Origin of the sequence: Rhizobium sp. 10PS4, assembly GCF_032464805.1 — a bacterium.
GTDB classification, from domain to species: domain Bacteria; phylum Pseudomonadota; class Alphaproteobacteria; order Rhizobiales; family Rhizobiaceae; genus Rhizobium; species Rhizobium laguerreae.
This window is the reverse complement of record NZ_JAWDIW010000013.1, coordinates 162,849-189,508: the sequence shown is the minus strand read 5'-3', so window position 1 is coordinate 189,508 and position 26,660 is coordinate 162,849. Positions and strand designations below refer to the sequence as shown.

35 protein-coding genes and 2 pseudogenes are annotated in these 26,660 nt (G+C 61.3%); 15 read left to right on the top strand and 22 right to left on the bottom strand.

Translation table 11 applies throughout. The features are described from left to right. Positions 1-75: 75 nt before the first annotated feature. From RWJ89_RS24635 to RWJ89_RS24620, 4 genes are read right to left on the bottom strand one after another with little or no spacing between them, the layout of a single operon-like run. Positions 76-2,172 (bottom strand): hypothetical protein, encoded by a 2,097-nt coding sequence (locus RWJ89_RS24635; protein WP_316031597.1) that lies wholly within the window; start codon positions 2,170-2,172, stop codon positions 76-78. Next, entirely contained in the window at positions 2,172-3,743 is a 1,572-nt protein-coding gene (locus tag RWJ89_RS24630) for a terminase (protein ID WP_222032018.1), read from the bottom strand. Before RWJ89_RS24630 ends, RWJ89_RS24635 begins: the two co-directional genes overlap by 1 nt. After that, positions 3,709-4,182: a terminase small subunit protein gene (locus tag RWJ89_RS24625; RefSeq protein WP_131666527.1), complete on the bottom strand. Its 474-nt coding sequence runs from the start codon at positions 4,180-4,182 to the stop codon at positions 3,709-3,711. Before RWJ89_RS24625 ends, RWJ89_RS24630 begins: the two co-directional genes overlap by 35 nt. Before the next feature lie 20 nt (positions 4,183-4,202). Further along, positions 4,203-4,439, bottom strand: coding sequence for a spike base protein, RCAP_Rcc01079 family (locus tag RWJ89_RS24620; RefSeq protein WP_131666528.1), 237 nt, complete (start codon positions 4,437-4,439; stop codon positions 4,203-4,205). Positions 4,440-4,919: 480 nt separating this feature from the next. On the opposite strand from RWJ89_RS24620, the gene RWJ89_RS24615 reads away from it, so the two are divergent. Further along, positions 4,920-5,801: a dienelactone hydrolase family protein gene (locus RWJ89_RS24615; RefSeq protein ID WP_316031596.1), complete on the top strand. Its 882-nt coding sequence runs from the start codon at positions 4,920-4,922 to the stop codon at positions 5,799-5,801. Positions 5,802-5,906: 105 nt separating this feature from the next. Here the strand turns inward: RWJ89_RS24615 and RWJ89_RS24610 are convergent, their stop codons facing one another. Together RWJ89_RS24610 and RWJ89_RS24605 are read right to left on the bottom strand one after the other, a co-directional pair. Beyond that, positions 5,907-6,368: a hypothetical protein gene (locus tag RWJ89_RS24610; RefSeq protein WP_222000361.1), complete on the bottom strand. Its 462-nt coding sequence runs from the start codon at positions 6,366-6,368 to the stop codon at positions 5,907-5,909. A 24-nt stretch (positions 6,369-6,392) separates the two neighbouring features. After that, the gene (locus RWJ89_RS24605) at positions 6,393-6,923 is read right to left on the bottom strand and encodes a hypothetical protein (protein WP_245503935.1); all 531 of its coding nucleotides are present in this window, start codon (positions 6,921-6,923) and stop codon (positions 6,393-6,395) included. Between the two features lie 213 nt (positions 6,924-7,136). On the opposite strand from RWJ89_RS24605, the gene RWJ89_RS24600 reads away from it, so the two are divergent. The 3 genes from RWJ89_RS24600 to RWJ89_RS24590 are packed head-to-tail and all read left to right on the top strand — an operon-like array spanning position 7,137 to position 8,387. Then, positions 7,137-7,466 carry an ArsR/SmtB family transcription factor gene (locus tag RWJ89_RS24600; RefSeq protein ID WP_221979672.1) on the top strand — a complete coding sequence of 110 codons (330 nt, stop codon included), beginning with the start codon at positions 7,137-7,139 and terminating at the stop codon, positions 7,464-7,466. Next, a complete protein-coding gene (locus RWJ89_RS24595) occupies positions 7,463-7,927 on the top strand; it encodes an SRPBCC family protein (RefSeq protein ID WP_131666532.1) in 465 nt (154 codons plus the stop codon). Before RWJ89_RS24600 ends, RWJ89_RS24595 begins: the two co-directional genes overlap by 4 nt. A gap of 43 nt (positions 7,928-7,970) precedes the next feature. Beyond that, a complete protein-coding gene (locus RWJ89_RS24590) occupies positions 7,971-8,387 on the top strand; it encodes a GFA family protein (RefSeq protein ID WP_131666533.1) in 417 nt (138 codons plus the stop codon). Positions 8,388-8,575: 188 nt separating this feature from the next. Here the strand turns inward: RWJ89_RS24590 and RWJ89_RS24580 are convergent, their stop codons facing one another. The 6 genes from RWJ89_RS24580 to RWJ89_RS24555 form a co-directional block, all read right to left on the bottom strand. Beyond that, the gene (locus RWJ89_RS24580; protein ID WP_025393650.1) at positions 8,576-8,968 is read right to left on the bottom strand and encodes a hypothetical protein; all 393 of its coding nucleotides are present in this window, start codon (positions 8,966-8,968) and stop codon (positions 8,576-8,578) included. A gap of 316 nt (positions 8,969-9,284) precedes the next feature. Next, complete coding sequence (locus tag RWJ89_RS24575; protein WP_316031632.1) at positions 9,285-9,662, bottom strand: DUF983 domain-containing protein; 378 nt, start codon at positions 9,660-9,662, stop codon at positions 9,285-9,287. Between the two features lie 333 nt (positions 9,663-9,995). Beyond that, entirely contained in the window at positions 9,996-10,334 is a 339-nt protein-coding gene (locus RWJ89_RS24570; RefSeq protein ID WP_316031595.1) for a hypothetical protein, read from the bottom strand. A 94-nt stretch (positions 10,335-10,428) separates the two neighbouring features. Then, on the bottom strand, positions 10,429-10,647 hold the full coding sequence (locus RWJ89_RS24565) for a hypothetical protein (RefSeq protein WP_246621741.1): 219 nt from the start codon (positions 10,645-10,647) through the stop codon (positions 10,429-10,431). Positions 10,648-10,657: 10 nt separating this feature from the next. Next, positions 10,658-10,876 (bottom strand): hypothetical protein, encoded by a 219-nt coding sequence (locus RWJ89_RS24560; RefSeq protein ID WP_316031594.1) that lies wholly within the window; start codon positions 10,874-10,876, stop codon positions 10,658-10,660. A 44-nt stretch (positions 10,877-10,920) separates the two neighbouring features. Further along, the gene (locus RWJ89_RS24555; RefSeq protein ID WP_316031593.1) at positions 10,921-11,283 is read right to left on the bottom strand and encodes a hypothetical protein; all 363 of its coding nucleotides are present in this window, start codon (positions 11,281-11,283) and stop codon (positions 10,921-10,923) included. Between the two features lie 251 nt (positions 11,284-11,534). Here RWJ89_RS24555 and RWJ89_RS24550 point away from each other — a divergent pair, with 251 nt between their 5' ends. Together RWJ89_RS24550 and RWJ89_RS24545 are read left to right on the top strand one after the other, a co-directional pair. Next, on the top strand, positions 11,535-11,747 hold the full coding sequence (locus RWJ89_RS24550) for a hypothetical protein (RefSeq protein WP_131666539.1): 213 nt from the start codon (positions 11,535-11,537) through the stop codon (positions 11,745-11,747). Positions 11,748-11,922: 175 nt separating this feature from the next. Further along, positions 11,923-12,714: an aldolase gene (locus RWJ89_RS24545; protein ID WP_316031592.1), complete on the top strand. Its 792-nt coding sequence runs from the start codon at positions 11,923-11,925 to the stop codon at positions 12,712-12,714. A 108-nt stretch (positions 12,715-12,822) separates the two neighbouring features. Here the strand turns inward: RWJ89_RS24545 and RWJ89_RS24540 are convergent, their stop codons facing one another. The 3 genes from RWJ89_RS24540 to RWJ89_RS24530 form a co-directional block, all read right to left on the bottom strand. Then, positions 12,823-13,296 (bottom strand): nucleoside deaminase, encoded by a 474-nt coding sequence (locus RWJ89_RS24540; protein ID WP_316031591.1) that lies wholly within the window; start codon positions 13,294-13,296, stop codon positions 12,823-12,825. 113 nt (positions 13,297-13,409) lie between these two features. Beyond that, a complete protein-coding gene (locus RWJ89_RS24535; protein WP_168283700.1) occupies positions 13,410-13,793 on the bottom strand; it encodes a nuclear transport factor 2 family protein in 384 nt (127 codons plus the stop codon). After that, positions 13,790-14,239, bottom strand: coding sequence for a VOC family protein (locus RWJ89_RS24530; RefSeq protein WP_131623356.1), 450 nt, complete (start codon positions 14,237-14,239; stop codon positions 13,790-13,792). Before RWJ89_RS24530 ends, RWJ89_RS24535 begins: the two co-directional genes overlap by 4 nt. A gap of 51 nt (positions 14,240-14,290) precedes the next feature. On the opposite strand from RWJ89_RS24530, the gene RWJ89_RS24525 reads away from it, so the two are divergent. Then, on the top strand, positions 14,291-14,893 hold the full coding sequence (locus RWJ89_RS24525; protein ID WP_020048985.1) for a TetR/AcrR family transcriptional regulator: 603 nt from the start codon (positions 14,291-14,293) through the stop codon (positions 14,891-14,893). A gap of 8 nt (positions 14,894-14,901) precedes the next feature. On the opposite strand, the pseudogene RWJ89_RS24520 reads toward RWJ89_RS24525, so the two are convergent. Beyond that, positions 14,902-15,840 (bottom strand): annotated as a pseudogene (locus tag RWJ89_RS24520) (AraC family transcriptional regulator N-terminal domain-containing protein). 79 nt (positions 15,841-15,919) lie between these two features. Between RWJ89_RS24520 and RWJ89_RS24515 the strand changes: the two are divergent. Then, a complete protein-coding gene (locus tag RWJ89_RS24515) occupies positions 15,920-16,747 on the top strand; it encodes an oxidoreductase (protein WP_316031590.1) in 828 nt (275 codons plus the stop codon). Between the two features lie 24 nt (positions 16,748-16,771). Here the strand turns inward: RWJ89_RS24515 and RWJ89_RS24510 are convergent, their stop codons facing one another. From RWJ89_RS24510 to RWJ89_RS24500, 3 genes are all read right to left on the bottom strand, one after another. Next, complete coding sequence (locus RWJ89_RS24510) at positions 16,772-17,011, bottom strand: hypothetical protein (RefSeq protein ID WP_221947687.1); 240 nt, start codon at positions 17,009-17,011, stop codon at positions 16,772-16,774. Continuing rightward, entirely contained in the window at positions 17,008-17,328 is a 321-nt protein-coding gene (locus RWJ89_RS24505; RefSeq protein WP_316031589.1) for a hypothetical protein, read from the bottom strand. Before RWJ89_RS24505 ends, RWJ89_RS24510 begins: the two co-directional genes overlap by 4 nt. A 74-nt stretch (positions 17,329-17,402) precedes the next feature. Then, positions 17,403-18,119 (bottom strand): SOS response-associated peptidase, encoded by a 717-nt coding sequence (locus tag RWJ89_RS24500; RefSeq protein ID WP_077975812.1) that lies wholly within the window; start codon positions 18,117-18,119, stop codon positions 17,403-17,405. Positions 18,120-18,292: 173 nt separating this feature from the next. Between RWJ89_RS24500 and RWJ89_RS24495 the strand changes: the two genes are divergently transcribed. The 5 genes and pseudogenes from RWJ89_RS24495 to RWJ89_RS24475 all read left to right on the top strand — a co-directional run bounded on the left by RWJ89_RS24495 (position 18,293) and on the right by RWJ89_RS24475 (position 23,951). Further along, positions 18,293-18,883: a TetR/AcrR family transcriptional regulator gene (locus tag RWJ89_RS24495; protein WP_131666546.1), complete on the top strand. Its 591-nt coding sequence runs from the start codon at positions 18,293-18,295 to the stop codon at positions 18,881-18,883. A 71-nt stretch (positions 18,884-18,954) separates the two neighbouring features. After that, positions 18,955-19,584 carry a hypothetical protein gene (locus tag RWJ89_RS24490; RefSeq protein WP_221988087.1) on the top strand — a complete coding sequence of 210 codons (630 nt, stop codon included), beginning with the start codon at positions 18,955-18,957 and terminating at the stop codon, positions 19,582-19,584. A gap of 215 nt (positions 19,585-19,799) precedes the next feature. Next, the gene (locus RWJ89_RS24485; protein WP_131666548.1) at positions 19,800-20,378 is read left to right on the top strand and encodes a DUF308 domain-containing protein; all 579 of its coding nucleotides are present in this window, start codon (positions 19,800-19,802) and stop codon (positions 20,376-20,378) included. A 496-nt stretch (positions 20,379-20,874) separates the two neighbouring features. Continuing rightward, positions 20,875-22,795: pseudogene (locus tag RWJ89_RS24480) on the top strand (adenylate/guanylate cyclase domain-containing protein). Positions 22,796-23,216: 421 nt separating this feature from the next. Then, complete coding sequence (locus RWJ89_RS24475) at positions 23,217-23,951, top strand: phosphotransferase enzyme family protein (RefSeq protein WP_222000373.1); 735 nt, start codon at positions 23,217-23,219, stop codon at positions 23,949-23,951. 22 nt (positions 23,952-23,973) lie between these two features. Here the strand turns inward: RWJ89_RS24475 and RWJ89_RS24470 are convergent, their stop codons facing one another. From RWJ89_RS24470 to RWJ89_RS24460, 3 genes are all read right to left on the bottom strand, one after another. After that, entirely contained in the window at positions 23,974-24,468 is a 495-nt protein-coding gene (locus RWJ89_RS24470; protein WP_222000374.1) for an SRPBCC family protein, read from the bottom strand. Next, positions 24,449-24,811 (bottom strand): ArsR/SmtB family transcription factor, encoded by a 363-nt coding sequence (locus RWJ89_RS24465; RefSeq protein ID WP_316031588.1) that lies wholly within the window; start codon positions 24,809-24,811, stop codon positions 24,449-24,451. Before RWJ89_RS24465 ends, RWJ89_RS24470 begins: the two co-directional genes overlap by 20 nt. Positions 24,812-24,885: 74 nt before the next feature. Then, the gene (locus RWJ89_RS24460; RefSeq protein ID WP_316031587.1) at positions 24,886-25,527 is read right to left on the bottom strand and encodes a dihydrofolate reductase family protein; all 642 of its coding nucleotides are present in this window, start codon (positions 25,525-25,527) and stop codon (positions 24,886-24,888) included. Between the two features lie 150 nt (positions 25,528-25,677). Here RWJ89_RS24460 and RWJ89_RS24455 point away from each other — a divergent pair, with 150 nt between their 5' ends. Both RWJ89_RS24455 and RWJ89_RS24450 read left to right on the top strand, forming a co-directional pair. After that, entirely contained in the window at positions 25,678-26,034 is a 357-nt protein-coding gene (locus tag RWJ89_RS24455) for an ArsR/SmtB family transcription factor (RefSeq protein ID WP_168272825.1), read from the top strand. Then, positions 26,009-26,497, top strand: a complete 489-nt coding sequence (locus tag RWJ89_RS24450) for an SRPBCC family protein (protein ID WP_316031586.1) — start codon at positions 26,009-26,011, stop codon at positions 26,495-26,497. The genes RWJ89_RS24455 and RWJ89_RS24450 overlap by 26 nt, the downstream gene beginning before the upstream one ends. The last annotated feature ends 163 nt before the right edge of the window (positions 26,498-26,660 follow it).

The window sequence follows — 26,660 nt, the reverse complement described above, 5'->3', positions numbered from 1 at the left end:
AGATCAAGGCGGTCGAAATTGTTTAGAGCAATTTCGGCATGCCACCTTATCTCAAAGATCGCATCGCGAAGCGCGTCAGGGCGCATGCTGCAACTGCTGCAAGGCCTGCGCAGCCGCCTCGCCGCGCGCCTGTTCCATCATGGCGCGATGCTCGATCTCGGCCTGCGCAACGCCAAGCTCGGCCTTGCGCTGTTCGGCGCCGGCCTTCACTTCAGCCGTTTTCAGCTTGATCATCTGCTCGGCCGGTGGCTCCGGCGGTTGCTTCGGCGCGGTTGCGGCCTCGGAGAGCTGGGCGCCGACCTGCTCCAGCGTGCTTTCAAGCTGGCGCCCTGCCCTGAAGCCGCGGGCGGCAAAGAGCAGCGTCTCGACCATCACAGGCACCAGCATCGGGTTCTGCTGCGCCATGGCGCCGGCCTGCTGCAGGAAGCCGCCGATCATCTGCACGAATTCCATGCGGCGCTGCTTTTCGGCGTCCTCGTCGGGCTCGATTGTCGAATCCGTTTCGATGTCGATCTGGAAGCCGCGAATGCTGTCGTTGCGGAGCAGCTGCACGACCTCGTCGATCGTCGGCTGCTGCATCATCTGCTCAAGCTGCGGCGGCATCTGCGGCGGCGGCGGTTCAGGTTGCCCCATCTGCTCTGCGCGCGCTGCGGCCTGCTGCGCCGCCATCTGCATCTGCTGCATCTGCAGCTGAACCTGCTGCTTCTCGGCCATGGTCGGCAGCTTGATGCCGCTGACGAGCATCAGCGTTTCCGGCTGGAACTGGTCGCAGATGATTTCGCCGGCAAGGCGGATGATGTCGCGGGCGAAGCGGGCAAGCTCGGCCTGGCGGTCGCGGATGCGGATCGAGCCCCACTGGCTCTTGATGCGCTGCGCCGTCGCCGTCTCGGACGCCTGGGTGTCGCCGCGGACGATGTCGGAAATGCCGGTGATCTGGTAGACGTCCTCGATCAGCTGCTTGCGGGCCTGGATGCAGGCGATGATGACCTTCTGCACCTCGTCGATCGGCAGCGTCACGATCGCTTTCGAGCCACCCTTGTCGGTGAAGGCCGCCCATTCCGGGATCGGCACCATCACCGTATCGTTTTCCGGCCGCATCGCCTTTTCGATCGCCGGCGAGATCGCGCCGTCGCCGGAGGGATAGAACACTTTCAGGCGCAACTGATCGGTCAGCTTGTTGACGCGCTTGGTCAGAAGATCGATCTCGTCGCATTGCTGCTGATAATAGACATAGTCGGGAACCGGGATCAGCGAGCTGGTCGACATCGTGCCGTAGGCCGGACGCGGGCAAGGCCAGAAATGCGTCAGATCGAGCGGCGGCTCCGATACTTCGAGCGCCACGGGCGCGCCGTCGGCAATCCAGACAGTATAGTTTTTGCTCTTGCACCAGATCTCCCAGACATGGGTCTTGCCCTCATTCTCGGCGCGCTCCGTCTGGTTGCTGCCCTTGTTGCTGCCCGCGGCTTGCGCCTGGAGCGATGTCATGGCGTCCGGGCCGAACCGCTTCTCCATCTCCTCGTCGGTCATCGGCACGCGCCGCGCCACCCATGTCACGTCCTTCCAGCGGCGCGCCGGCGAATGCAGGAAGTCGGACCAGTGCACATAATCGATGCAGACACGTTCGTCGGTGATTGCCTCCGGCGGAACGCCATTCTCGCCCATGCCACCGGGCAAGCCCCCAGGGAGGAGGCCACCATTGGCTGGCGCGTCGGAGGGCTGGACGCCCATGTCGAGCGGCTCGAAATCGGCCTCGTAGCGCAGCCATACCGTGCCGCGGGCACAGAGCAGGAAATCGTCGCGCACCGCCCGCATGATGGAATCGATATCGGCTTCGTCGCCCATATAGGCGAGATTGCGTTCGACGAGCTCCGAGGCCATGCGCGCCACCGGCTGCGCGTCCTTGAAGCGACGCTCGACGACCGGCTGCGGCACGCGGGCATAGACCGCCGGCTGCAGCACCGAGGTGTTGGCCCAGAGCATCGGGAACCTTCGCTTGGCCGCATTCGTCTGGTCAGACTGCTGGTCGAGATAGATCTTCTCGATCTTGACGCAGCGGTCATGCCAGGATCTGAAATAGCGCTGAGCGCGCTCGAGCTCCTGCTGCCACCGGGCGCCGACCTTTGCCAGGTCCCATTGCTGCCCGCCCTCCAAAGCCGTCGTTTCGTCTTCCATCAAACACGCTCGCTATATGCAGGGGTTGCTGCGACGAAGTCGTTGAACGTCGTCGTCTGTAACGTCGGCAGTCGCTTGGGTTCCGGCTTCAGCGGTTCGGGCGCCAAGCCGGTGAAGATGATGGCGAGGCCGCCGAAAGCGTCCGCTCCGTGCGAAGCCCAATTGTGCAGCGGTGCGTCGCGGAAGACGCTCAAATCCTCGTCCCAGTCCTTGCGGTAATTCCTGAGGCACTTGATGCCCTGGATGCAGCCGGCCTGGTCGAACTCGATCTTCGCCAGAATGCGCCTGGTGCCGTTGATCCGGTCGTGGACATAGGCGCGCTCGATCTTGCGGACGGTGCCGAGGCCGCGGGCCTTGACTTCTCTCAGCATCACTTCGATGCGGGTCATGCCGCCGCGCGTCCATTCCCTGACCTTGATGTCATGCGGCATGTTGTGGACGCCGTAGACATAGCCATGTTCGGCGCCGCGCCGCTCCAGCTCGTCGAGCATGCCGTCCATGCCGGTGCCGGTATGCTCGAAATAGCCGATCATCCGCACACGGCCGGGCAGCACCTGAAACAGCCAGACGCTGTTGGTGTCATCCATGCCGATGTCGGAAATGGTGTGGACGGGATAACCTTCGACATGCGGGAAGACCCCGATCCGCTCTTCGGCGTCGGCGACCGCCATCTGGTCGGCGTAATAGGCCCCCTCGACGCTCGCCTCGAAAGCTTCCGCCGGCGTCGAGGGATATTCGCGCTTCATGTCGCCGAGCTGGGTTTCAGCCTTCTTGACATACCAGGCCTTCTGCCGGTCCGTCAGCGTGATGCCCTGGTCGGACAACTTGCTGAAATACTTTGCGAAAACATCGGTGATGATGACGCCTTCAGGCGCGATCGCATATTGCGGCTCCTTCCACCAGGGGAAGAAATGGAACTTGAAGTCCAGTTCGGTCAGTTTCGCCGCCTGGCGCTGCTTGACCTGGCCATCTTCGCAGAGCGTGTAGAAATGCCCTTCCTGGCCCTCCGCCGTGCTTTCGACGAAGACCAGCTGGCCGGCCTGCACCGTATTCAAAGCGCCGGTGCGGACTTCCCTCGCCTTCTGCGGATACTTCGCGCAAAGCTTCCCATATTCGGAGATGTGCAGATATTGCAGCGTACCCGAGCGCAGCGATGTTCCGACACGGATGCTCGAATTGTTGCCAAGCAGCAGTTCGGTCTGGTTGGCCCTGACGACAGGCACGGCGTTGCGGATACTGTCGGGCAGATTGTCATAAGGGTACTTGATCTTGTCCCTGAAGATCGTCTGCACGTCGCCCAGCGTATGGGCGATCGTGCCGGCGCGGATATCCCTGTTGAAGACACAGGCATCGAGCATGAAGATCTGAATGAAGGTCGTCAGACCCAGCTGGCGGGCTTTGAGCAGCACGTTGAGGTAATGCATCTCTTCGAAAAAGGTCATCTGCGTCCAGTTCATCTCGAACCTGACGCGTCTGCCCGATTTATCGGTGATCCAATAGAGGTTGTTCAGACGCCAGCGCCAGTCGGAAAACTGGTCAACCGCCATTTGGAAGTCCGCGCGTCTTGCCATTGATATCTTCCAGCAGTTGCGAAACTTCGCTCGCGACAACGCCACGGTCGGGCTCGACCTTGGAACCGTATTTCTTCGGCTTCAGCTTCTCGGCGACCCATTGGCGGGTGGCGATGCGGAGCTGCGAACGCCTTATGGCCTCGCCATTCTCCTGCCAGCCGGTGGTCTCGCCGCTCGCATTCTTCTTTTCGATCCAGTCGTCTGCGCGGTCATCGGCAATCTCGACCATCTCGTCGACGAAACCATCCGCCTGAATCTCGCGCGCCAGTGCGTACTTGACCCGAAATGCGGCCTTGTTCTCATCGGCGAGCCAGGAGAGCACACTCGACATCGCCGGCATCTCTTCATCCCGGCAGATCGACCGCAGGCTTTCCCTCTCGGCTATGCGCTCGCAAATCCTGTCGGCAATCGCCTGGCTGAACTTGATCGGTCTGCCCATATGGCCCGCCTTTGGGAGCTCTAGAACAGCGCGATAATGTTGGATGCCGTGGTCCCGGTCAGCGCGACAATGGCGGCATGAACCGGCAGGATCGTCCCGGCCGGCACGTTTCTGAAGATGACCGGATCCATATCTCGCCGCGGCGCAATGGCAACATCGCCCGCCATGCCGATATAAAGCGCGCGCGCACCGACAATGGCGCTGTCATTCGGCGTCACCACTGCGGCCCGCGAGGCCGGAGCAATCGAAGGGTCCATTGCAGTTCTCCTTGGAAGAGGCGCGCGCTACCCGGCCCCGATCCCGATGTGATCGAAGATGGGAGGTCAGGCGGAAGAGGATAGGGGATCAATGATGATCTGGGGAAGCTGGCCGGACGGTGATAGACACACCAATCGAAGGGCGGCGGCGCCTTGATCGACGTCACCTCCTGGATTCAAATTTCGCAGCTTGGATTTACGGTAGTCTTAACTGATTTGCCGGGGGGTGATCAACGGCTAAACGTGGGTCGCGGATTATTTCATGCGCCGGCGGCAAGTCTGCCAAAAACGCATTCCCACCCGACATCACCTCTGAATTCAAATCTCGCAGCTTGGATTTACGGCAGTGATAACGGATGTGCCAGGGGGTGATCAAGCACTTTTGAGCGCAGATCATGCTGCTGTTGGAAATCGACCCAACCGGAGCCAATCGGCGGCAAAACCCCTCACCGCTTTGCGAGCCTTCAGCTCCGGCGTACAATGAGCAGCCTGTTGATCAAACGGTGGAGAAGTTCGGTGAAAACCACGAGACTTTTTCTTTGCCTCGTCGCTTTTCTCAGCGCCACGTTCGCTGAAAACCCGGCTGACGCCGAGGAACTGGTTCACTTCGAAAGCGCGCCCGTCAAGCTCAGCCCGTTTCGAATAAGCAAGGCTAGGGAACAGGGAGAAATTCTTTCTCAACCGCAAGGCACACCACTGCTCGGATATCTATCCCGCCCCCGGGGTGATGGCCCCTTCCCGGCGGTCGTCGTCCTGCATGGATGCGAGGGCATGCGTTTGAGCGTCAAGGAGCTTTGGCCGAAACGACTGATCTCATGGGGCTACGTCGTGCTCGTCGTCGATAGCTTCACCACCCGCAATATCAAGGACACGTGTCAAGGCCACCTCCCCGATCGCGTCTTCGACGCCTATGGCGCTTTGAGTTTCTTGTCGAAACAAAGCTTCGTCGATATCAGGCGCGTTGCCTTGATGGGCTTTTCGACGGGCGGCACGGCGACGCTGGAGGGAACAAAAATCGAAGGCAACGAACAGCTGATGGACCACAAATTCAAGGCAGCGGTTGCCTACTATCCCCTCTGCGCAGCAACCCAGGGCGATGCGACGGTGCCGATCCTGATTTTGACTGGCGATCGAGACAATTGGAGCCCGGCCGACCGATGCCGGAAGAGGCTTGCCAATCTGAGTGACGATAGCCCCCCGATCGAGCTCAATGTCTACAAGGGTACTTACCACGATTTCGATGCCCCAGAGTTCAAGGTGGGAAGGAAGGTGTTGGGTCACATCGAAAAATACAATCCGGACGCCGCCGCAAAGTCCATCCGCAGCGTTCGCACATTCCTTCAAAGCTATCTCTCGAACTAAGGCCGATCTCTCAGCCTGTCGCCGGCAATTTGGCGGAAACGCGCCCCTGCCCTCCGTCATCCCAGGCCTCGAGCCTGGGATCCATGCCCGCCGCTCGCGGAGACACTAGCGCAAGAGCATCGCCTTCAGTCGCTGTTGCAAGACAGGAGATTCGACAGCCATTCGAACCTGACTGAGCGCATGGCGCATGGCCGGTGTGAAGGGCAGCCAATGTTGCAGACGATCCAGCAACTCCTCCGACATCAGGTCTTCGAGCGGACCGGCGCCCAGTTGGCCGAGCGCCTTTTCGTGGCCGGGCAATTGGGCTTGTTCGATAATGGCGAGCACTCGCTTCAAGACGATCTCGCTCGGGTCGTGCAGCAAAAGCGTCGACCAATACCATTCGTCGGGATCTGCGAGATAGGCCTCTACATAGGCATGAGCGGTAAGCGGTGGCTTTCCAACGGCCATCATATCCGGCAGCCAGGTCAGATCCGATGTAAGCGCGCTCGGTGTGAACGCGTCGACCGCTGGAGCGTCGGCGGTGTGTTGTCCCGAGCGCAGATTGCTACGGTTTTTCTTGGTCACTTTTGCGCCTTCTGCGTCCGCGGCTTATTCTACGGTTTTTTTGAGGACTGACGTCTCGACCCAAACATTCAACAGGTCTTTACCAACGACGACGACTGTCATCCACGTATTCTCACCCTCGACCAAATAGGCCATGCCGCTTTCCTTGCGGTCTTTCGTGACTGAACCCAACGAGGCTGCCGCGAGCCCGGCTTCGAAGACTTCGAGCTCAGCGCTCGAACAACGCAGATCCTCCGAACGATCCGCCGCCAAGACGGCAAAATAATCGAGCGTACAGGTAGCAGAAAAGAGCCTTCGGTATTCCTGATAATACATGGCGAACCGCAATCCGCTCGGCATCGTGTACTGCTCGCTGCCGGTTCGAGGCTCGGAGGTCGTGTTGACGGGAGAAGAAGGCGCTTCAACGGTCCAATCGCCTCGATCAACGCCGTTGTGCAAGGCAGCCATGCTTCGACCATTCAACACGCAAAGTTTCAAGGTGTCGTTGAGAGGGCATGCAGCCACCCCTTCCCCACTCAATAAAATCGCAATCATCAAAGCTGCAAAGAAACGCATTCAACAACCCCCAAATCAACGCGATCAAAACCCCATCGGCACCGTAGTTCAGATGCCCAAGAAAACAAGGCAGTGGAGCCAGAGCATGATACTGAAAAATGTGCGCGGCTCTCGGGCTATGTCAGGCTCTAGCGGTGCGCTTCGTCCAACGCGCATCCGCCTTCTGAACAATTAGTATTGACTCATCAATTAGCATACGCTATTGATTTCATCATGATCGAAACCGCCTCCATCACCGCCGTCATGCGCGCCCTTGCCGATCCCACGCGGCGGACCGTCTTCGAACAGATCGTCGACGCCGACGAGATCACCGTCGTCGAACTGACGCGGGCAAGCAGCGTCACGCAGGGCGCCATTTCGCAGCATCTCAAGGCGCTGAAACAGGCGGGCCTCGTCACTGAGCGCCCCGAAGGCCGGAAGGTCTATTACCGCGCCGAGCCGGAAGGCCTGGAGCCGCTTGTCGACTGGATGAGCCATTACGGCACCTTCTGGCGCGAACGCTTTGCAAATCTCAGAACATTGCTGAAGGAAATCGATCCATGAACGACGCCGCATTGAAACATGACACGCAGGAGATCGTGGTCGACGAGGTTTTTCCGCATCGGCCGGAGACGCTCTGGAAAACGCTGACGACGGCCGATCTGATGGGCCGCTGGCTGATGATTCCTACCGGATTCGAGCCCATCGAAGGCAAACGCTTTACCTACCAGACGACGCCGGCCGGCGCCTGGGACGGCACCATTCATTGCCGGGTGCTGGAGGTGAAGCCAAACGAGCGTCTCACCTATGCCTGGAAGGGCGGGCACGAGGGGAATGTCGGCTACGGCTCGCCGCTCGACACCGTCGTTACCTTCATCCTGTCCAAGGCCGAAAACGGCACGCGGCTGCGCCTCATCCATTCCGGCTTCGTGCTGCCGAAAAACGAGACCGCCTTCGAGAAGATGGGCGAAGGCTGGAAGAAGGTCGTGAAGAACATCGGCGCCATCGCCGACGCGAAGGACTGAAGCGGCCGCCGTCGCCATTGCGGCACCTCATCGGGAGAAAGACATGAGCAAGCCTTACACCGGCGGATGCGCCTGCGGTGCGATCCACTATGAAATCATAGCCGAGCCGATAGCGATGAACGACTGCCAGTGCCGCGACTGCCAGGCAAGCAGCGGCACCGGGCACGGATCGTACCTGACTTTTCCGAGCCGAGAGGCAGTGAAGCTGGAAGGCCAGGCGACGCATTGGCAGATGGTCGCCGACAACGGCAACGTCAAGACCCGCGGCTTCTGCCCCGCCTGCGGCGCGCCGGTCTACATGACCTTCTCCTACATGCCTGACTTTTTCACCATCCACGCCGCAAGCCTCGACGAGCCCGGCCGGTATCAGCCGCAGATGGTGACCTACACCGCGCGCGGGCTTGCCTGGGATCAGACCGATCCGGCTGCGCAAAAATTCGAGGGAATGCCGCCGATGTGAGGCGGGGCAACGGCGTGTCAGATTGTGCAATCGACGGTCAGACCACCGCGAGCCTCCTGCGAGCGGATGGTCACCGTTTCACCTTTCGGCATGTAAACAATCTCGCCCGCCCCTGCTCTCGACGGATCACGAATTCTCGGGAAGGCGGTGCCTGCCCCGATCATGTCGTTCGGGCTCAAGGGAAGCACTCAAGGAAAAACGCCGGCCATTTTGAGTTTGTCGCAAAACACCGCTATCGCCTTCGCCACGCCCCCGCCGCAGGGAAACTTGAATGGCCGCGTGGCTTCCTCGGCAAGGATCGGCTGGCCCGTTGCGGCGTCACTGCCGGTGACATACGACCGCAAAAGGATGCCGCAGGCCTCGCCGGCGACATCATCGATCGCCATCTGGACATCGCCGAGATAACCATCGTTGGTGACGTCGATGATAAAGGCCGTGAAATATCTTACGCCGCGACTTCCCGCCACGGCCTTGACCAGACTTGCATGCGCCTCGGAGACATCGATCTCCTTCTCCGGCGGCCATATCACCTCACGCGGATCCCACTCTTCGGCGGCTTCGCCGCTCGGCTGCTGGCGCATGTCCACTCTCCACATCTTCGGTTTTCAGATGGCGGCCGCAGCGCCGATGTTCTTATTATGTTCTCATTGCGGAGTGAGTCAAGACGGATGCTGTTGGCGACAGCATCGCGCCGCATCAATCGGCACATCGGGATCGGTGAGCAGCCGCCCCACCGCCTTCATCGCGGCAGGGACCATCACAATGTCGCCGGCCGATATGCCGAGACTGTCGGGATTTCGGGCAAGCGAGAGGCGGGTGTGAAAGCGCAGAACGATCACAAGCCGACGATCATCGGCTCGCCTTCGAGAGCCAAGGGATGGACGATGACGGCTGCCCCTAAGACGGGCGGGAAAGCTTTCCCTCCTCGGCCTTGTGATAATATTGGCTTGCCACCAACCAGCCCTTGAGAGGGCGTAAAGGCGGGATGCAGGTGAGCAGCATGAAGGGAAGTGTCACCAGCATGTGCACCCACCATGGCGGTTGAAACCTAACTTCGAGCCAGACCGCGAGCAGGACGCTCGGAATACACCCAAAGCAGATGACAAAAAATGCCGGGCCATCGGCAGGATCGGCGAAAGAATAGTCCAGATCGCAGACTTCGCACCTGTTGCGCAGCGTCAGGAAGCCATCGAACAAATGCCCGCGGCCACAGCGCGGGCAGAGCCCGCGTATGCCGGTGCGGATGGGCGGCAATGGGGGCCACTCGGTCGTCATGAGATACCTGCTCGCGATGATGGGCAACTTATTCTGCCGAACCGGCAAACGCGACCAATGTTCCCTACGACGCATCCATCATTCTTACCATAGCGGCGCAGGCGCGGTGGCGGCCATCCGGCAACGGCTCGAAAAGGTTCGTTTCAGGTTGGAAGCAATCCAGCGGCGCGATAGCTTTCGATCATCGCACCGAAGAAGGTGCCTCTGGCGGAGGCCGTCCGCCATGTCCGTCAGCCAGGGCTGAGGGATGTGCTTCGCGGCCTCCGCTCGCACCCAAAGAACCTGCCTTTTGCCTAGAACAGGAGAAAACCGCTCATACTTTTCGGCATCATGCTAACCGATGTTCTTGTCTGTCGATGGTGTGGCGAGCCCGGCCTGCCACATCGTCATCGGCAGCGACCAGAACATCCGCGCAATCGACAGAGACTGGCTCCACAGGATCAATGATAGGCTGGCCGTCGAGAAAGCCGCATTCGCAACATCTGCGGGATCCAGGTGCCAGTTCAGCGCCTTTGCGGATTGATCTGCGGTTTCATGGGCTTCCGTCGAGGTTGCGACGTCGCGGCGGAGGTCTTCTACCAATGTTGCCGCCGCTGCGCGATCGACGATATTCGTCTCTGGGGTCAAAACCGCCTGCTTTGCCGGCGGGGCGCTGTTGCGATCATCTGACATGGCGTCTTCCTTTGCTGATGGACCTTCCGCTTAAGTCCGTCATCGGCAGAAGGTTGCGTGACAGAAGAATGAAATTCCATGCCGACGAGGCCCGTCAGTTCTGCAACTCGTCATCGTTCATTCGCTGGGCGATCGCGAAATCCTGCAGCGCCGCCGCCTTTTCCGGTTCCCGATCGGCGTTAGCAATCAGTGCATAGAATGCTGCCCGGACGATCTCCTTCTTCGTCGCCTCCGGATGCGCTTTTCGCACTGCTTTGATGAGTTGTTTGGGTGTGATATCGGACCGCGTCTCCTTGAGGATCGCCTCGCCCAATTCTTTAAGATCACTCTCCTTCATCGCTGCTCCCTCTCTCTTTGGTGGCGTCACCACCGAAGACCAGATGACGAACTTCGTCAATTCCCACCGCAAGCCCTCTGGCGGCCCCTGAGGCAACCAGTTCTGCGGCGATGAGCGGGTGCTTGCGAAGGAGCTTTCCGATCATTTTCGCTGTGGCGGCCGCTTTGGCCTGCTCCAGCACCCCGCCCGCGGCACGATTGCGCATCAGTGTTTCCAGCCGCCGGTTCTTCTTCCTGGGCGGCGCCGTGGCTAGTGTACGACGGCGCCCTTCCGAGGGTTTTCGTCTGCCTGTTTCTTGAATTTCTTCGGCAACATGTCGCCAGCCGCATCGCGCACGACGTCGACTGCGGCGTCGGATGCACGATAGAAGGCCTCTCCGACCAGGCCCAGTGCCTTGGCGCCCGTGCGCCCCGTGGTTTTTGCGGCGTCCGCGACGTCCTTGCGGTCCTCGACAAGAACAGCCGCTGCCGCACCCGCACCAGCAACCAAGGCCTTAGCGAGGACATCGCGTCCCACCTTGTTGGCGAGCATGCCCTGCAGAATGGGGTTCTTGCGAATTGCCTTCGGGATCTTGTATGCGCCGACCTTTTTCGGAATCTTCAGTTTTGCCATGATGGGCTCCTTTCGAGCGGGAGAAACCTTCATGGGGCCTCTCAAGTTCCTGATCGAATTCACTGGCGATCGAATTGCCGTTTATGCACCTTGTCGACCTCGCCGGATCGTTGCGGGAGACAGCTTGCCGACGATCTGTTTCTCCCAACCATTGGAGAAGCCACCAGACTCCATTCTGACCGCTCCGTCAGGGTTTGGTTCCGAGCCTCTTCTGTGGCACACTCGCGGCCACGATAATTGGCGAGTTCATCATGACTTCAGAACGTTTCTCCGAGTGCCCGCTGCATAGCCGCTGGACGCCAATCAACATTGCCTCGGCGCTGCAATGCGAGCTGTCGTGGATTGAAGCCCTGGAGGCCGGAAACGAAGAGATCCCTACCGGTTTAGCGACCTGGCTCGAGACACTGGCGCAAGCCCACGAGGCGCTCCCTCCGCCGCCGACCTACCGCGGCCGGAGGGCATAGGAGTAAACAGCAGCGATTACCCGGCCCGGATGATCGACGATCTGCCAGCGTACTCACCCAAAATATGCAAATGAAGCGAACCATGTTTGTCTCCAGCCGGCTTGATGCGAGGCTGATCCGGGGGTAATCCAGAAGGCATCCACCTTCTCCTTCGGCACCAATTTGAAACGATCCCATGGCGCACTCCCTCAATACAGCTCCATCGCCCGCCGGCGGCCCCAACCAGCCGAAACTTGACACGGACGACATCTGGCAGGCCCGCGTCGATCTTGCGGCCTGCTTCCGGATGGCGGCAAGGCTCGGCATGGAGGAAGGGATCTGCAACCACTTCTCGGCCGTCGTTCCAGGCTATGACGACCTGTTCATCGTGAACCCTTACGGCTACGCTTTCGCCGAACTGACGGCCTCGATGTTGTTGATCTGCGACTTTCACGGCAACGTAGTGTCGGGCAGCGGACAGCCTGAGGCCACCGCCTTTTACATCCACGCCAGGATTCACAAGAACATTCCCCGCGCCAAGGCGGCATTCCACACCCATATGCCTTATGCCACCGCCCTTTCGATGACGGAGGGCGATCCCCTGATCTTTGCCGGGCAGACCGCCTTGAAATTTTATGGACGCACGGCCGTCGACCGCAACTATAACGGCCTGGCGCTCGACGCGCACGAGGGTGATCGGATCGCGGCTGCAATCGGCGATGCCGACATCGTCTTCATGAAGCACCACGGCGTCATGGTCTGCGCACCCAATATCGCCGAAGCCTGGGACGACCTCTATTACCTCGAGCGCGCCTGCGAAGTGCAGACGCTCGCGCTGTCGACCGGACGCCAAGTCCTTGCCGTCGCGCCTGAGATCGCCGAAGCGGCGTACCGGCAAATGCGCGAAGGAGACCCGGAATCGGCCCGGCTCCATCTGGAATCGGTGAAGCGCGCGCTCGATCGCAGCGAGCCGGAATACAGGCGCTGAACCGCAGACCGCGTCCTACGCGTGCGCGGCCGCCAGACATCCGCGCAGCGATCCCTTGATAGCGGGCGTTGCGGGAGATAGCTGCCCTCGGATTATCGCCGGCAACCTCTAAGCCTTGCCCAGCTGCTTCGGCCAGAATTCCTGATGGACTTTGGCGGCTTCGTCTTCGAGGTTCGTCGGGCCAACCACAGTGACGATGCGCGCGCCGGTTTGCAACACCGCCCGGCTCGGCACGTTCAACCCGATCCCGGCGATCTCGCCAAGCCGTGTTTCGGAGCAGGCAAACACCATGCGCCCGATGCCCGACCAGTAAATCGCCCCGGAGCACATCGCGCAGGGCTCCGTGCTGGTATAGAGCGTGCAGTCGGCGAGAAAAGCAGTGTCGTAGTGCTGCGCCACCAGTTTAACCAGGTTCATCTCGGCGTGGTTGGTCATATCGTGGCCGCTGAAGACGCTGTTTTCGGCGCGCAGGATGACTTCGCCGTCCTTCACCAGCACCGAGCCAAACGGTTCGTCGCCGTGTTCCATCGCGGATTTCGAAAGCGCAATCGCCTCGCGCAAAAACGGCTCGTGGTTTTCCATCGGAGTCTCCCAGCTAGAGCGGGATGATCTTGTCTTGAATCGAAGGGATTTCCAAGGGGCTGGGGGCAAGGACCTAAAGCGCGACGAGCGAATCTGAAAGATCGCGACGCGCTTCAGGCCCCGCTCCTGACAGGGGTGAGGTGGGTCAGCACGCACCGCCACCTGTCACCCTGCCGGTGATAGACGTCGGTGATCCATTCGTCGGCCGATATCGGTTCGCCACGGAACATGCCGGTGTTCTGTCCGCGACCGGTAACCGTGGCGACATTGCCGAGCAGATGGACGTGATGCGTCGTCTTGGTCATCGTGTCATGGCTCAGGACACCGGATCCGATCGCCGAAAGAATAGCCTGTGCAGGGATCGGGCCGCGCTCAGGCGTCACCAGCACCCAGTCCTGGGTGATGCAGGCGGCGATCTGGGTGGGATCGTTGGAAACCATCGCCGCGTTGAAGGCGCACTCAGCCTCCTCGAGCGCTTCAAGGGCTGCGGCGCTCACGCCGACATGTCCTCGTTCCAGCGGCGTTGCATCTCCTCAGGCGTGACCTGCTCGATGGTTTGCGACAACATCCAGCGATGACCGAAGGGATCAAGCACCTGCGCCACCCGCTCGCCAAAACTCTGGTCGGTCGCCGGGCGCAGCATCGTCGCCCCGGCCGACAGCGCCTGCGCCAGTGCTTCGTCGGTCGACACCGTGTCCATGTGGAAGGTCACCGGCGAGCCTCCAATGGTATCGGGAGAGAGGGCGCCGAAGTCCGGATATTCGTCTGCCAACATCATCAGCGTCTCTCCGAAACGCAGCTCGGCATGGCCGATCCGCCCGTCCGAAGGATCGGTCATGCGGAAGACTTCCGTGGCGCCGAAAGCCTCCTTGTAGAAGTCGATAGCCCGTGCCGCATCCTTGACGATGAAGTAGGCGCTCACTTTTCGGGCAAAACTCGGCATGGGAGATCCTCCTTGACTGGGTCTTATATTAACGTTACGCATCGTAAAGATATGAGTCAAGAGAATAACGCAACACCGAAGAAACGAGGGCGGCCGCCAAGCGCTGCCGCGCAGAGGCGTGCCTTGGAGGCCGCCCATGAAATCCTGATGGCCGAAGGTTTTGGCCGCATGACCATCGAAGCCGTGGCGGCGCGGTCCGGTGTCGGCAAGCCGACAATCTATCGCTCCTGGGCCAACGCGCAGGAACTGGCGATGGCCGCTCTTCTGGTCAACCGGCTACCGGAAGCGGAGGTTGGAGGGGGCACGGCGCAGGCGGCTCTCGGCGCGCAGATGAGCGGACTGGTGACTGCCTTTGCGAGCACGCGCGGGCGGCAGATCACCATGGCGCTTGCGGCCGCCGACCCGGAAAGCGAATTCACCAAGGCCTTCCGCAATCAGGTGATCCTGTCGAGCCGCAACGCGGGTCGTGTCATCCTGGAGGAGGCTCTGGCTCGGGGAGAGATCGTTCCGCCGCTTGATATGGAGGCGCTGCTCGATATGATCTACGGACCGGTCTTCTTCCGGCTGCTGGTCGGCCATCGCCCGGTCTCGCCGGAGTTCGGCGATGCGATCGTCAGGACCGCGTTGCGGGCCGTTGCACCGTCGGGCGCGTGAGACATGCTTTAGCCGTGATCGTCACCCGATTCGCCAAGGTGGCGCTGGACCCACTTGATCTCTTGCGATGCCGTGCGCCCGAAATGCCGTTTGAAATCGCGGCTGAACTGCGCCGGGCTTGCGTAGCCGACCGAAGCCGCCACCTCGGCGATCGTTCTCGTCCGGCGGGCGATCATCAATCTTGCTTCGTGAAGCCGCATCGCTTTGACGTATTGCATCGGACTGTTGCCGGTCAGACCCTTGAAATGGACATGGTAGGAGGGAACGCTCATGCCCACCTCCCTTGCCAGATCGGTGACCGCGATCTCCAGGCCATAGTTTTCCCGCAGCCAGGCCAAGCTCTGAATGATCTTTCCGGATCTGCCTTTCTGCTGAAGAGCAGCGATCATCGCACCGCCTTGCGGACCGACCAGGACCCGCTAGTGCAGTTCGCGCAGAATGCCGGCGCCAAGCACATCCGTCTCAACGCTGCTGCAAAGCGCCATCAGCAGGCGCAGCAGCACATCCTCGATATCGCCGGACATCCTGCTCGAGATTAGACTTCTCGGCTCGTCGCCTGGCAGTTCGGCATGGTTTTCCACCTGCAATGCGATCTCGGCCGCCATCTGCATATCGAACTCGACATAGACCGCAAGCAAGGGCCGCTCGGGACTGGCCGTCGACGTCATCCGGAATGGAACTGGCAGCGACACCGCCAGATAGTGCTCCTCGTCATAGAGGAAGACCTCGCCTTCAAGGATGCCCTGCTTGCTCCCCTGCAAAACGAAAACCACGCCCGGTTGATAGAGGACCGGGATGTCGTGGAGCACGGCTTCCGTGCGCAAGATGCGGACGGAAGCAAGCGCGGTCGGATTATACCCGTGACGGGGGGCGAGACGTGCGGCCAAGGCGACCATCTCCCCTCGCCTGGATAGGCCGCGATCACCCTTCATAGGATTTGGCAACATTCTGAGAGAATCCGCAATCGATGCGCCGGTTTCTCCATACTATTTGTCAAATCGTATCCTCAATCAAGGACTATCGCTCATGTCACAAAAGACCTTCTTCATCACAGGATCGAATTCCGGCTTCGGGCTGGCCATTGCGTCTGCGGCCCTTCAGGCGGGCCACAGGGTGATCGGCACCGTGCGCTCAGAATCCTCGCGCACAGCGCTCGCCGAAACCCTGCCGGCCCTGCGGCCGGTCCTCTGCGACGTCACCGAGTTCGACCGTATCGATGATGTCGTCGGCCACGCGGAGGAGGAGCATGGACCTGTCGACGTGCTGATCAACAATGCCGGCTACGGCCATGAGGGCGTACTCGAGGAGTCGCCGATCGAAGAGATGCGGCGGCAGTTCGAAGTGAATGTCTTCGGCGCCGTCGCCATCGCCAAGGCATTTCTGCCGCGGTTTCGCGCGCGACGCCAAGGGTTCATCGTCAACGTCACGTCGATGGGCGGCATGATCACCATGCCCGGTATCGCCTATTACTGCGGCAGCAAGTTTGCGCTTCAAGGCATATCGGAGGTGATGCGGGCGGAAATGGCCCCGTTCGGTGTGCATGTGACCACCCTTTGCCCCGGCTCCTTCCGGACGGACTGGGCCGGGCGATCGATGGTCCGCACGGAGCGGTCGATCGCCGATTATGATGGGCTGTTCGATCCGATCCGCGAGGCGCGACAGGCCGTCAGCGGCAAGCAGCTCGGCGATCCCGCCAAACTGGCAGCAGCGGTTCTGGCGCTCATCGAATCCGATAATCCGCCGCCGCAGCTGCTGCTCGGCAGCGACGCCCTCAGGCATGTGTCGGAGAGGATTGTTCGCCTGCAGCAGGAGATCGAGGCGTGGACATCCGTCACCGTCTCGACCGACGGCTGACGTCGGACATCAATCAGCCAGCCCTCATTGGATGACTTTCCCACCCTCGGCCGCCTCCCGCTTCCGCCTGAGCGCCTGTTCCTGTTCAAATGTCTTGTGCGGGAAATGCTCAAAGCACCACCAGCGCGTTGGCACGGCCGGAGATGGGCTGTGGCCCCAGCCTCCCCATTCCCTGCAGCGTGTGCCGTCAGCATGCCGGTGCTCGCAATAATGTTCAACGATCTGATTGGCGCCCGGCGCACTCGAATGGCCTTCGTTGCTCATGGGTGCGCCGTCCTTGGTTTCCCGCTCCTGATGCTCTCGTAGATCATTTCCAGCCGCCTCGAGGCAACATAGGCACTGTCCTCGTATCCGGCTGACGGCCAATCCAGTCGAGGGCTGCCGTCCGTCGCCACGATCCAGAACCATCGATTATCGATCCCTCCGCCTGCCTGTGGCCGAAATATCCTTCCGATCTGGATATCGCCGTCAAAAGCGACGTAATCGTCGCCGGGTTTTTCTTTCCAGGCGTGCCGCCATTTGTATTTGATTTCTCGGCCGCTGACATGTTCCCACGATTTCCATGTGATTTGTTCTGGCATGCGTCGTCCTGTCCTCTCGCGAGGTTCTCTTTGACCGCATGGTTGGTGGATGGCTCCCGCCCGAGCCGGTGAATTCAGATCAGCGTCGGCTCCGGATCGGGGTCGATCGGATCGATAATGTCAGCCGTGTCATTCTTGGGCGAACCCACTTTGCGGCCGATCGGCCACATGGTCATCAGCTCGGCCGGGAACGGCTTCATCAGGTCGTTTGGATCGGGTTCCGGCGATAGCCAGCGTTCATAATCCTCACGATGCAGGATGACCGGCATCCGATCATGGATCTGCGCCATCATCTCATTCGGCTCGCAGGTGATAATTGCGAAGCTCCGGATCTCTATGTCATTGTCGCGCCGCGTCTCCCAGATGCCGGCGAGCGCAAAGGGCGAGCCGTCGGCCATGGCGATCGCATAGGGCTGCTTGTTCTTGCCCGTGCCGAAGATATCCTTCCACTCGAAGAAGCCGTTGATCGGCACCAGGCAACGGCGCGACCTGTAGGCCGAGCGGAACAGGCCGTTGGTACCGATGCCCTCGCAGCGCGCATTGATCGGCGGCGGACGCCCTCCCGGCTTCATCCATGCCGGCATCAGACCCCAGCGCGCCGAGGCGAAGATCGGCCCCATGATGTCAGGCTCGCGGACCATATCGCGAATAATGATGGGATAATCCAGCGTCGGCGCGCCGTTGTAGAGTGGGAATCGGTTTCCGAGCGCATCGATCGCGCCTCGCTCTGCGAAGGCGAAATTGCGCACCAGTTCCTCAAGCGAGGTCTTGATATAGACGCGGCCGCACATCCAGAACTCCATCCCCACATATTAGGTGTTCTGATTATGTTCTGGTGGTTCGAGGCGAGTCAAGGCTGGTCGCTACAACCGATGCCGCCATCACGGTAACCGCCTCGACGAGGGCCGACAGCAGAAAATTGCATTTTGCTTGACAGCCTTCCTACTGGAAGGTAGATGGCTTTATGAGCAATCTTTTGACGACGTCCGACGAGATCCTGGCCTCCGCCCGAACCCTGATCATGAACGGAGGCTATAACGGCTTCAGCTATGCCGACATTGCTGCCGTCGTCGGGATCCGCAAGGCCAGCATCCATCACCATTTCCCCAGCAAGACCGATCTGGTGCGCACGCTTGTGGTGCGATATCGCGAAGATGCCGAGACGGGTATCGCGGGCCTGGAGCAGCGGGTGCAGGATCCCCTGGCGCTTCTCCAATCCTATGCAGGCCACTGGGCCCAGTGCATCGAGGATGCAAGCCGGCCGTTTTGCGTCTGCGCCCTGCTTGCGAGCGAACTGCCGGCACTGCCGCCGGAGGTCGCAGCCGAGGTCAAGGCTTTCTTCCGCTTTGCCTCGGCATGGCTGACCTCGGTGATGGAACGAGGCGCTCAGGACGGGAGTTTGAAACTGTCGAGCGAACCGCGCGTCGAGGCTGAAGCCTTCATGGCCTCCGTCCATGGCGCCATGCTCTCAGCCCGGGCCTACGGGACTCCGGAGGTCTTCGCCACCATTCTGGCTCCCACCTTGCAGCGGCTCACGCCAACCGCTGCTCGATAGAGCTCCGGACGGAATATACGCCCGAAGCAACAACCACGACCAGAAAACTACCAACTAGTAGGAAGACAAGCATGTTCAAGACCATTCTTCCCGCTCTCGCGTTTGGGCTCAGCGCAATCGCGTCGGCGGCCCTTCCAGCGGCGCCCGCCCATGCCGAAGACCAGAAGGCCGAGCAGGTCCACGTCAGGGGCAGCATCGTCGCCTATAGCGGCTCCGCTCTCAAGGTGAAGACCCGCGAAGGAGAGACCATCGATGTCACGCTTGCCGACTGCTGGAAGCTGGCGAGCGTTGCAAATGCTGCGGTCACCGACATCAAGCCGGGCGACTTCGTCGGCATCGCATCCCTGCCGAGTGAAGGCGGCGGCGACGGCGCGCTTGAGGTGCTGATCTTCCCGCCGGCGATGAAAGGTGCCGGTGAAGGCAGCTACGGCTGGGACCTCAAGCCCAACAGCAGCATGACCAATGCGACCGTGGCCGACGCCGTCAAGGGCGTCGACGGCCGCACCGTCACCGTCTCCTATCACGGCAAGGAAAAGAAGATCGCCATTCCGGACGGCACGCCGGTCGTGACCATCGCTCCGGCCACCAAGGACGATCTCGTTCCCGGCGCCGTCGTCTTCATCCCCGCCGAAAAGGCTGCCTCGGGTCCCCTCGCCCATCAGGTCCTTGTCGGAAAGAATGGCGTGGTCCCGCCCATGTGACCACGTCGTCGCCGGTCGGCCGGGCCGCCCCCGGTTCGACCGGCGATTTACCAGGGAATGCCGCCTGACCGGCAGCCGATGGACCCGAACGACGGAGAACATCGGCTCGCCAGCGGCCCGGCGGAGCTGAAAACCAGTCTCGATGACGGACGCCGCCGCTGATGACGGTGAGCCGCCCCTATCAGACCAACACCATCACACACAGGAAAGAGATCATGATGACCACCGATCAAACCACCATCGCGTCTGGCGACAGGGAAGAGTGGCTGACGCGCTATTACTTCACCCGCGCAGCCTTTTCCGCCATCTGGGTCGCCGCCGCCTTGACGGCCGGGCTCCAGTCGCTTGCCGTCGCGGCGGGTTTGCTGATCCTCTACCCGGCCTGGGATGCCGCCGCCAACCTCATCGATGCAGCTCGGAACGGCGGCCTGCCAAACAACCGCAGCCAGGCGATCAACGTCGCCGTCAGCGCGGTGACTACAGCTGCCGTGATCGTCGCCCTGACGATGAGCATGAACTGGGTTCTCGGCGTCTTTGGCCTGTGGGCGATCTTTTCCGGCCTGCTACAGCTTGGAACCGCTGTCCGGCGTTGGAAGACCGATGGCGGCCAGTGGGCGATGATCCTCAGCGGCGGCCAATCAGCGGTGGCCGGCGCCTTCTTCATCGCCCAGGCACAAATGCCGGAAGCGCCGTCCATCGCCAACATCGCCGGCTATGCCGGCCTCGGCGCCTTCTATTTCCTGGTCTCGGCCGTCTGGCGAAGCGTCACGCAGATGCGGCGGAAGCGGGCCTGAGGCGAGCGGAGCGGGAGATCTTCGAGGCCGCGGCGGGTGGTGTCGGAATGGCTCGCCCGCCGCCGCTTATTTCCTGTCATTTCATGAATGGCGGGTGAGGCGCGCCGCCGAAACCAGCCCCTCATCCGCCTGCCGGCACCTTCTCCCCGTAAACGGGGCGAAGGGACATGCCGCACCGGCTTCCCCCAACCTCGACGTTGCGCTTGCCACGTCCCCTCGCCCCGTTTTTACGGGGAGAGGGTTAGGGTGAGGGGCAGCCATTGGCGCCAACCGGACAGCAGTTGCCTTGAGCCTGGATCCATGCCCCCTGATGATCGAGATGCGGTCTCCAAAAGCGAGTTCCATACCGGCCCGGTCGGCGATCTTATTCTGCCGAAACGCGCATCGGCGGTGTGACCGCACTCACCGCCTTGTGTAAGTTTCCAAAAGGCGGTTAGCTGCCATCGTTGGCTATGCCTCGTGTACTGAGACGTGTCCGCATTTCGGGGGAAATCTCGTGCACTGGTCCAAACCGCTCAGACTGCATCTCGGCGTCCTGGTCGTCGCATCGCTGCTTTGCACGTCGACGCCGATCATCTGGCTGGCGTTCAGGCAGGGAAGCGATGCTGCCGTCAGTGCGGGCGTGCAGCAGATGCGCGAGATGAGCCTGCGGCTGATCGAGGGGTACCGCAATACGCTGCAGGGCGGCACGGAGGCGGTGGCACTGGCATCGACCCTGCCGCAGCTCGCCTCCCCGCCGCCCCAGGATATCACGGCAAAACAGCAATTCTTTCTGGAGGTTCTCAGAAACGTCCCCAACGCGACGAGCGTCTACCGGCTATCCTGACGGCTCGTATCTGCAGGTCATCAACACGCAAAGGCAGGATGTCCGCCGGATCCTCGCAGCACCCGATGGCACGGCTTTCGCGATCCGCACGATAGCACGCAGACAGGGCCCGGACGTCATATCGACGTTTCGCTTCCTCGACCGCCAGGCAAGCCCGATCGCCGAGCGTGACGTCGATTATGCATCATTCGATCCGCGGCAACGCCCCTGGTACCAATTCGTCATCCAGCGCAGCGAGGAAGTATCCGTCGGACCGTATGTTGCGGGAACGCTGCAGCTTCCAACGCTGACGATCGCAGCACCGATGCGAGACGACGATCAGGTGGTCGTCGGCATCAACATCCACCTGATGACTGTCAGCCGGATGCTGGATGCGCAGAAGATTTCGCCGCGGGCGCGCGCCTACATCATCGATGACGCCGATGATCTGATCGCCCATTCCGACCCGGCAATCATGAACAGGCTTCTCGACGCATGGTCGAAAAATGCCGATGGCGCCGTTGCCGTCGATACGACGAAAGACAGTTACGACACGAGCCTCGAAACGGTGGCGAGGCTCAGGCGGGATCCGGCCTTTGCAAGCGGCGGCGTGGTGCGGATCGATCTCGATGGCGAACGCCAGATCCTGCAGATCGCCCCCGTCGGCGTGTCCGGTCTGTTCGAGGGAAGCGTCGCCGCAATCGTCGTGCCCCTGGAAGATCTGGTGGCTGAGGCCGATCGGCTGCTGATGCACAATCTCCTGATTGCGGCCGCCTTCCTGATCGCCGGTGTCGCCGCCTCGGTGATGCTCTCGCGCATGGTCAGCCGCTCCCTTTATCGGCTGGCCGACGAGGCGCGCAGGATCGGCGATCTCGACGTCGGCGAGAAAGGTGTCTCCCATTCCTGGATATCGGAGATCAACACGCTGGCGGGCGCGCTGGCGGCAAGCCGCCATGCCATCAGCCAGTTTGCCCTCTATGTTCCGCGTGAAGTCGTCAGGCGGATCGTCAATCCCGAAGGGCGAGCGGTCGCCAAGGCGCAGCGACAGGATGTGACGGTGCTCTTCACCGACATCAGAGACTTCACCACCATATCCGAGCAGCATTCGCCCGAGGACGTGGTCGATATGCTGTCAGCCTATTTCGAACTGTTAAACACGATCGCCGAACGCAATGGCGGCACTGTCGTGCAATATCTCGGCGATTCCATTTTCGTCATGTGGAACGCCCCTGTTCCAGATGCCAGACATGCCGAAAACGGTTGCCGATGCGCGCTTGCCATGAAAGCGGCGGTCGACGACTTGAATGAAGCCAACCGCCGGAATGGCCGTCCCGCGCTCATCACCCGATTTGGATTGCACACCGGCCCGGCGGTGGTCGGCAGCTTCGGGGCGATTTCCAGGCAGCAATATACGGCCATGGGCGATACGATCAACGTCGCCTCGCGGCTGGAAGGATTGAACAAGGAATTCAATACGTCGATCCTGGTCAGCGCCGCCATCCACGATGCTGCCGGCACCCGCTTCGAGCTTCGCCCGCTTGGCCTGGCGCAGGTCAAGGGGCGCGCCGAGAAGGTCGATTTATGGGAGTTGGTTGGGGAAAGCGGCGGCTAACGGATAGAATCTGACGCTTAGTATTCGCGGAAGTCTCCGTCCCGGTCGTGGAAGCGTTCCAACCCCGCCCAGAAGCAGAAATTCCGACCCGCCGGCGAAATCGACGCCTCAACCTCCCTCATTCCTGTGCTTGTCACAGGAATCCAGTGCGCCCAAGTCCTTGGGCGCGGGAGTTTCTTCTTTGCAGTAGAGTCATTCACGGCGCGGACGCGCCGTGGCTAGATTCCTGTGACAAGCACAGGAATGAGGGAGGAGAAGTGGGCGCCTGCCGGTTCGCGCAAGTCGGCGGCAGCTTCAGGTTAGGTTACGGTTGTCGAGCAGTTGCTACCAACGGCAGCTTCGCGCCGCGGCGGCCTTTGTGGCGTCGTAAACTTTCTCTATTTCTTTCGTCGTTTCATCATGGCCTCCAAGGGTATCGTCAATGGGATGGGAAGCACTCGGGCAATGGGGTGAAGACGCGGTCCGCATCGAACGGCTCACGGGTGGAGTTGCCAACGACGTGTGGAGCGTTCGTGTCCACGGGCAACTCGCGGTCGCTCGTCTCGGCTCCAGGAGCGACGCTGATCTCGCATGGGAAGCCGAGCTGCTCCAACACCTCGACCGTGAAGGCATGACCGTCCCGGTACCGATCCCGACGACTGACGGCCGGCTTTTCGTGGACGGTCTGGTGGTGATGAAATACATGGAGGGCGCACCGCCCGAGACGGGATCCGACTGGCGCCGCGTCGCCGACACGCTCCGCGATCTGCATCGGCTGACACAGGGCTGGCCGCAGCGCCCAGGCTGGCGATCGTCGAGCAACCTCCTGCATACTGAGACCGGAACGAGGATCAACCTTACTGCGATGCCGCCTGAGGCTGTTATTCGATGTCGAGCAGCGTGGGCGCGGCTCACCGGGCGTCAGACATGCGTCGTCCACGGCAATCCCAATAGCCCCGGCAACGTCCGCATCACCGCAGATCGGGTCGCGTTGATCGACTGGGATGAGTCACATGTCGACGTCCCCGACCTTGATCTGGTGCTGCCAGACAACGCTGCCGGCCTCAACGATGGCGCGTATGACATCGCCGCGCAGGCCTCAGCCGCATGGGAAGCCGCCGTCTGCTGGCAGGACGAATACGCCGTCAAGCGGCTTGCCGAGGTTCGACCGGTCTGAGCAGTTGAGTTGAAAGGGGCTGTCACACGCTCGCGCTGAGCGTGATGAGAAGTTCATCCAACTGCTCGAACTGCTCCGGCAACGCGTCTTCCATGCCGACGAAAGACTGGTCGAGCGCTTCCTTCGAGGGATAGAGTTCCCGCAGCACCAGCAGCGTCCTGCCGTCCTCTTCCTCGAAGGTCACCGTGGTGACGGCGCCCTCCTCCCCGCCTTCGTCATTGGACCAGACGAGGCGCGATGGCGGCGACACGTCGAGATACTTGCCGAAGAAGGCCATGGCTTCCGAGGCGTCGTGTCCGAAGGTGATGCGATAGCTGCCGCCGGTGCGAACATCCATCTCGCAGGAAAGCAGGGGCACGCCCATCGACTTCGGCGCCCACCACAGCTTGAACAATTCCGGCTTGGTCCACGCGTCGAATACGAGGCGAACCGGGCCGTTGAAGGTGCGCGTCACCACGAGTTCAAGCTCCGACCTCCGTTCGACCACTGTGCGGCCGTTACTCGCTCTGTCTCCCATCGGCGTTCTCCTTCCGTTTCAGGGCCTCGATGACGCCATCAAGCGCGTCGAAGCGTGCGCTCCAGATCTGGCGGCGCGCTTCGATCCAGTTCACCTCTTCCTCGAGCCCGCGTGAGCCCAGCCTGCAGGTCCGCACACGGCCGACCTTCTCCGTCGTCACCAGCCCCGCCTGCTCCAGGACGCCGATGTGCTTCTTCATGCCCGTGAGGGTCATGTGGAACGTCTCTGCAAGCTGCGTGATCGAAGCATCGGCACTGCCGAGCTGCTCCAGAACACCGCGTCGCGTGGCGTCCGAGAGCGCGGCAAAGGAGGCATCAAGGCGGGTTGTCGAAAACTGAACCATATAGTTCAGTATCTAGCATATGGGTCAACGTCATGCAATGGGGCCGAGATCGGCCGGAGGCTAGCGGCTAGCGGCTAGCGTTGGAAAGTAAGGTGGATGGTGCCGCTCGGTGACGTTTCCGCCTTGACGGTGCAGCCGGCTTCCAAGCCGCGCATGTCGTCCCACAGGCGGATGCCGCGCCCGAGCAAAATCGGCGTGATAGCAACATGAAGGCGGTCGACAAGGCCAGCTTTGAGATAGTCGCGAACGACGGTAGGACCTCCGCCTATTCTCACATCCTTGCCGTTTGCCGCCCTCACGGCCTGCTGGAGCGCATCATCGGGGCTGGTATTGAGAAAGTGGAAAGTGGTGCCACCGGCCATCTCCAGGGAGGGCCGCGACTTGCGGGTGAGGACGAAGACCGGACAGCCGAACGGTGGCTCCTCGCCCCACCAGCCACGCCAGTTCGGATCGTCGGGAAAGTTGTGGAGACCGAACATGCCGGCGCCCATGATCTCGGCGCCCACATTCTCGAAATATTCCTTCGCATAGTCGTCGTCGAGACCTGTGGTCCCTGCTCCCGTCGTATCCTTGAGCACGCGCTCACGGAACGTTCGCGTTGCCGCATACGCGCCGACGAGACGCGGCCAGTCCTCGCCGAACGGGCTTTCGGGCGTCTGGTCCGTCGTTGTCGCGAAACCATCGAGCGAGATCATGAGATCGACACGAACTACCACTGGGAATCCTCCTTGCGGGTTATTTGCACCACAGCCGCCCTACCATTCAGGGCTGAATACTAAGGCAACTGCCTTCATATTTGGAGCCGGACACTAAGGCAAGTACCTTTTTATCCTTGACCGCCGCCACCGACCATTTTACGGATTAATATGCCTTACCACTCGACCCCCCTCGACCTCGCCTTTCACGCTCTCAGTGACCCGACCCGCCGTGCCGTGGTGTCGCGTCTGGTCGAGGGCGAGTTGCCGGTCAGCGCGCTTGCCGAGCCTTTCGACATGGCGCTGCCCTCCTTCGCCCAGCATCTCAAGGTGCTTGAGGATTGCGGGCTGATCGCCAGTGAGAAGCGCGGGCGCAGCCGCTGGTGCCGCCTGGAGCGGGCGCGCTTCGACGAGGCGGCGGACTGGATGGTAGCGGAGCGCCGGCGCTGGACCGAGCGGTTGGATCGCCTGGAAGTCTACCTGGACAAAACCGAAGAGGATGATGAAGGACATGGCAAGCCTGTTTGAGACATGGTCGCTCGACCGCGAAATCGTGCTGGTGAAGCTGCTCAACCATCCCCGCGACAAGGTCTTTGCCGCCTGGATGGATCCCGAGGCGCTTGGCGAATGGTACGGCCCGGCCGGCCTCAGCATCGAGACCCACGAAGCCGATATCCGCGAGGGCGGGCTCTGGCGGTTCGACATGGTGGGCGTGTTCGAGGGCCGGGAGCAGCGCTTCCCGAACCTCATGCGCTTTCTGGAGATCGTGCCGAACGAGCGGATCGTAATGGACTATGGCACACCCGATCCTGACGATCCCGACCGTTTCCGCGCCACGGTGACCTTCGACGAGCAGGCCGACGGCAAGACGGTGCTGACCATGCGCCAACTCCACCCCAGCGCCAAGCGCCGTCAGGTGGTCATCGGCTTCGGCGCGGTGGAATACGGGCTGCAGACGCTGGATGGCCTCGCCGCCTGGCTGGACCGCTGAGCCTTGGCCGCGCGGTGCCGTCCGGGAGGGGACGGAGGCGCGGCCACAGGGAGCAAGCACGAGAGGCGACATCTCGGTCAACCCCTCGCCAAGTACTGTCATCCTCGATTTTGTTATGTCGGGAAGCAACTCTGCACTAGAAAGCGGCCATTTACTGATTTCA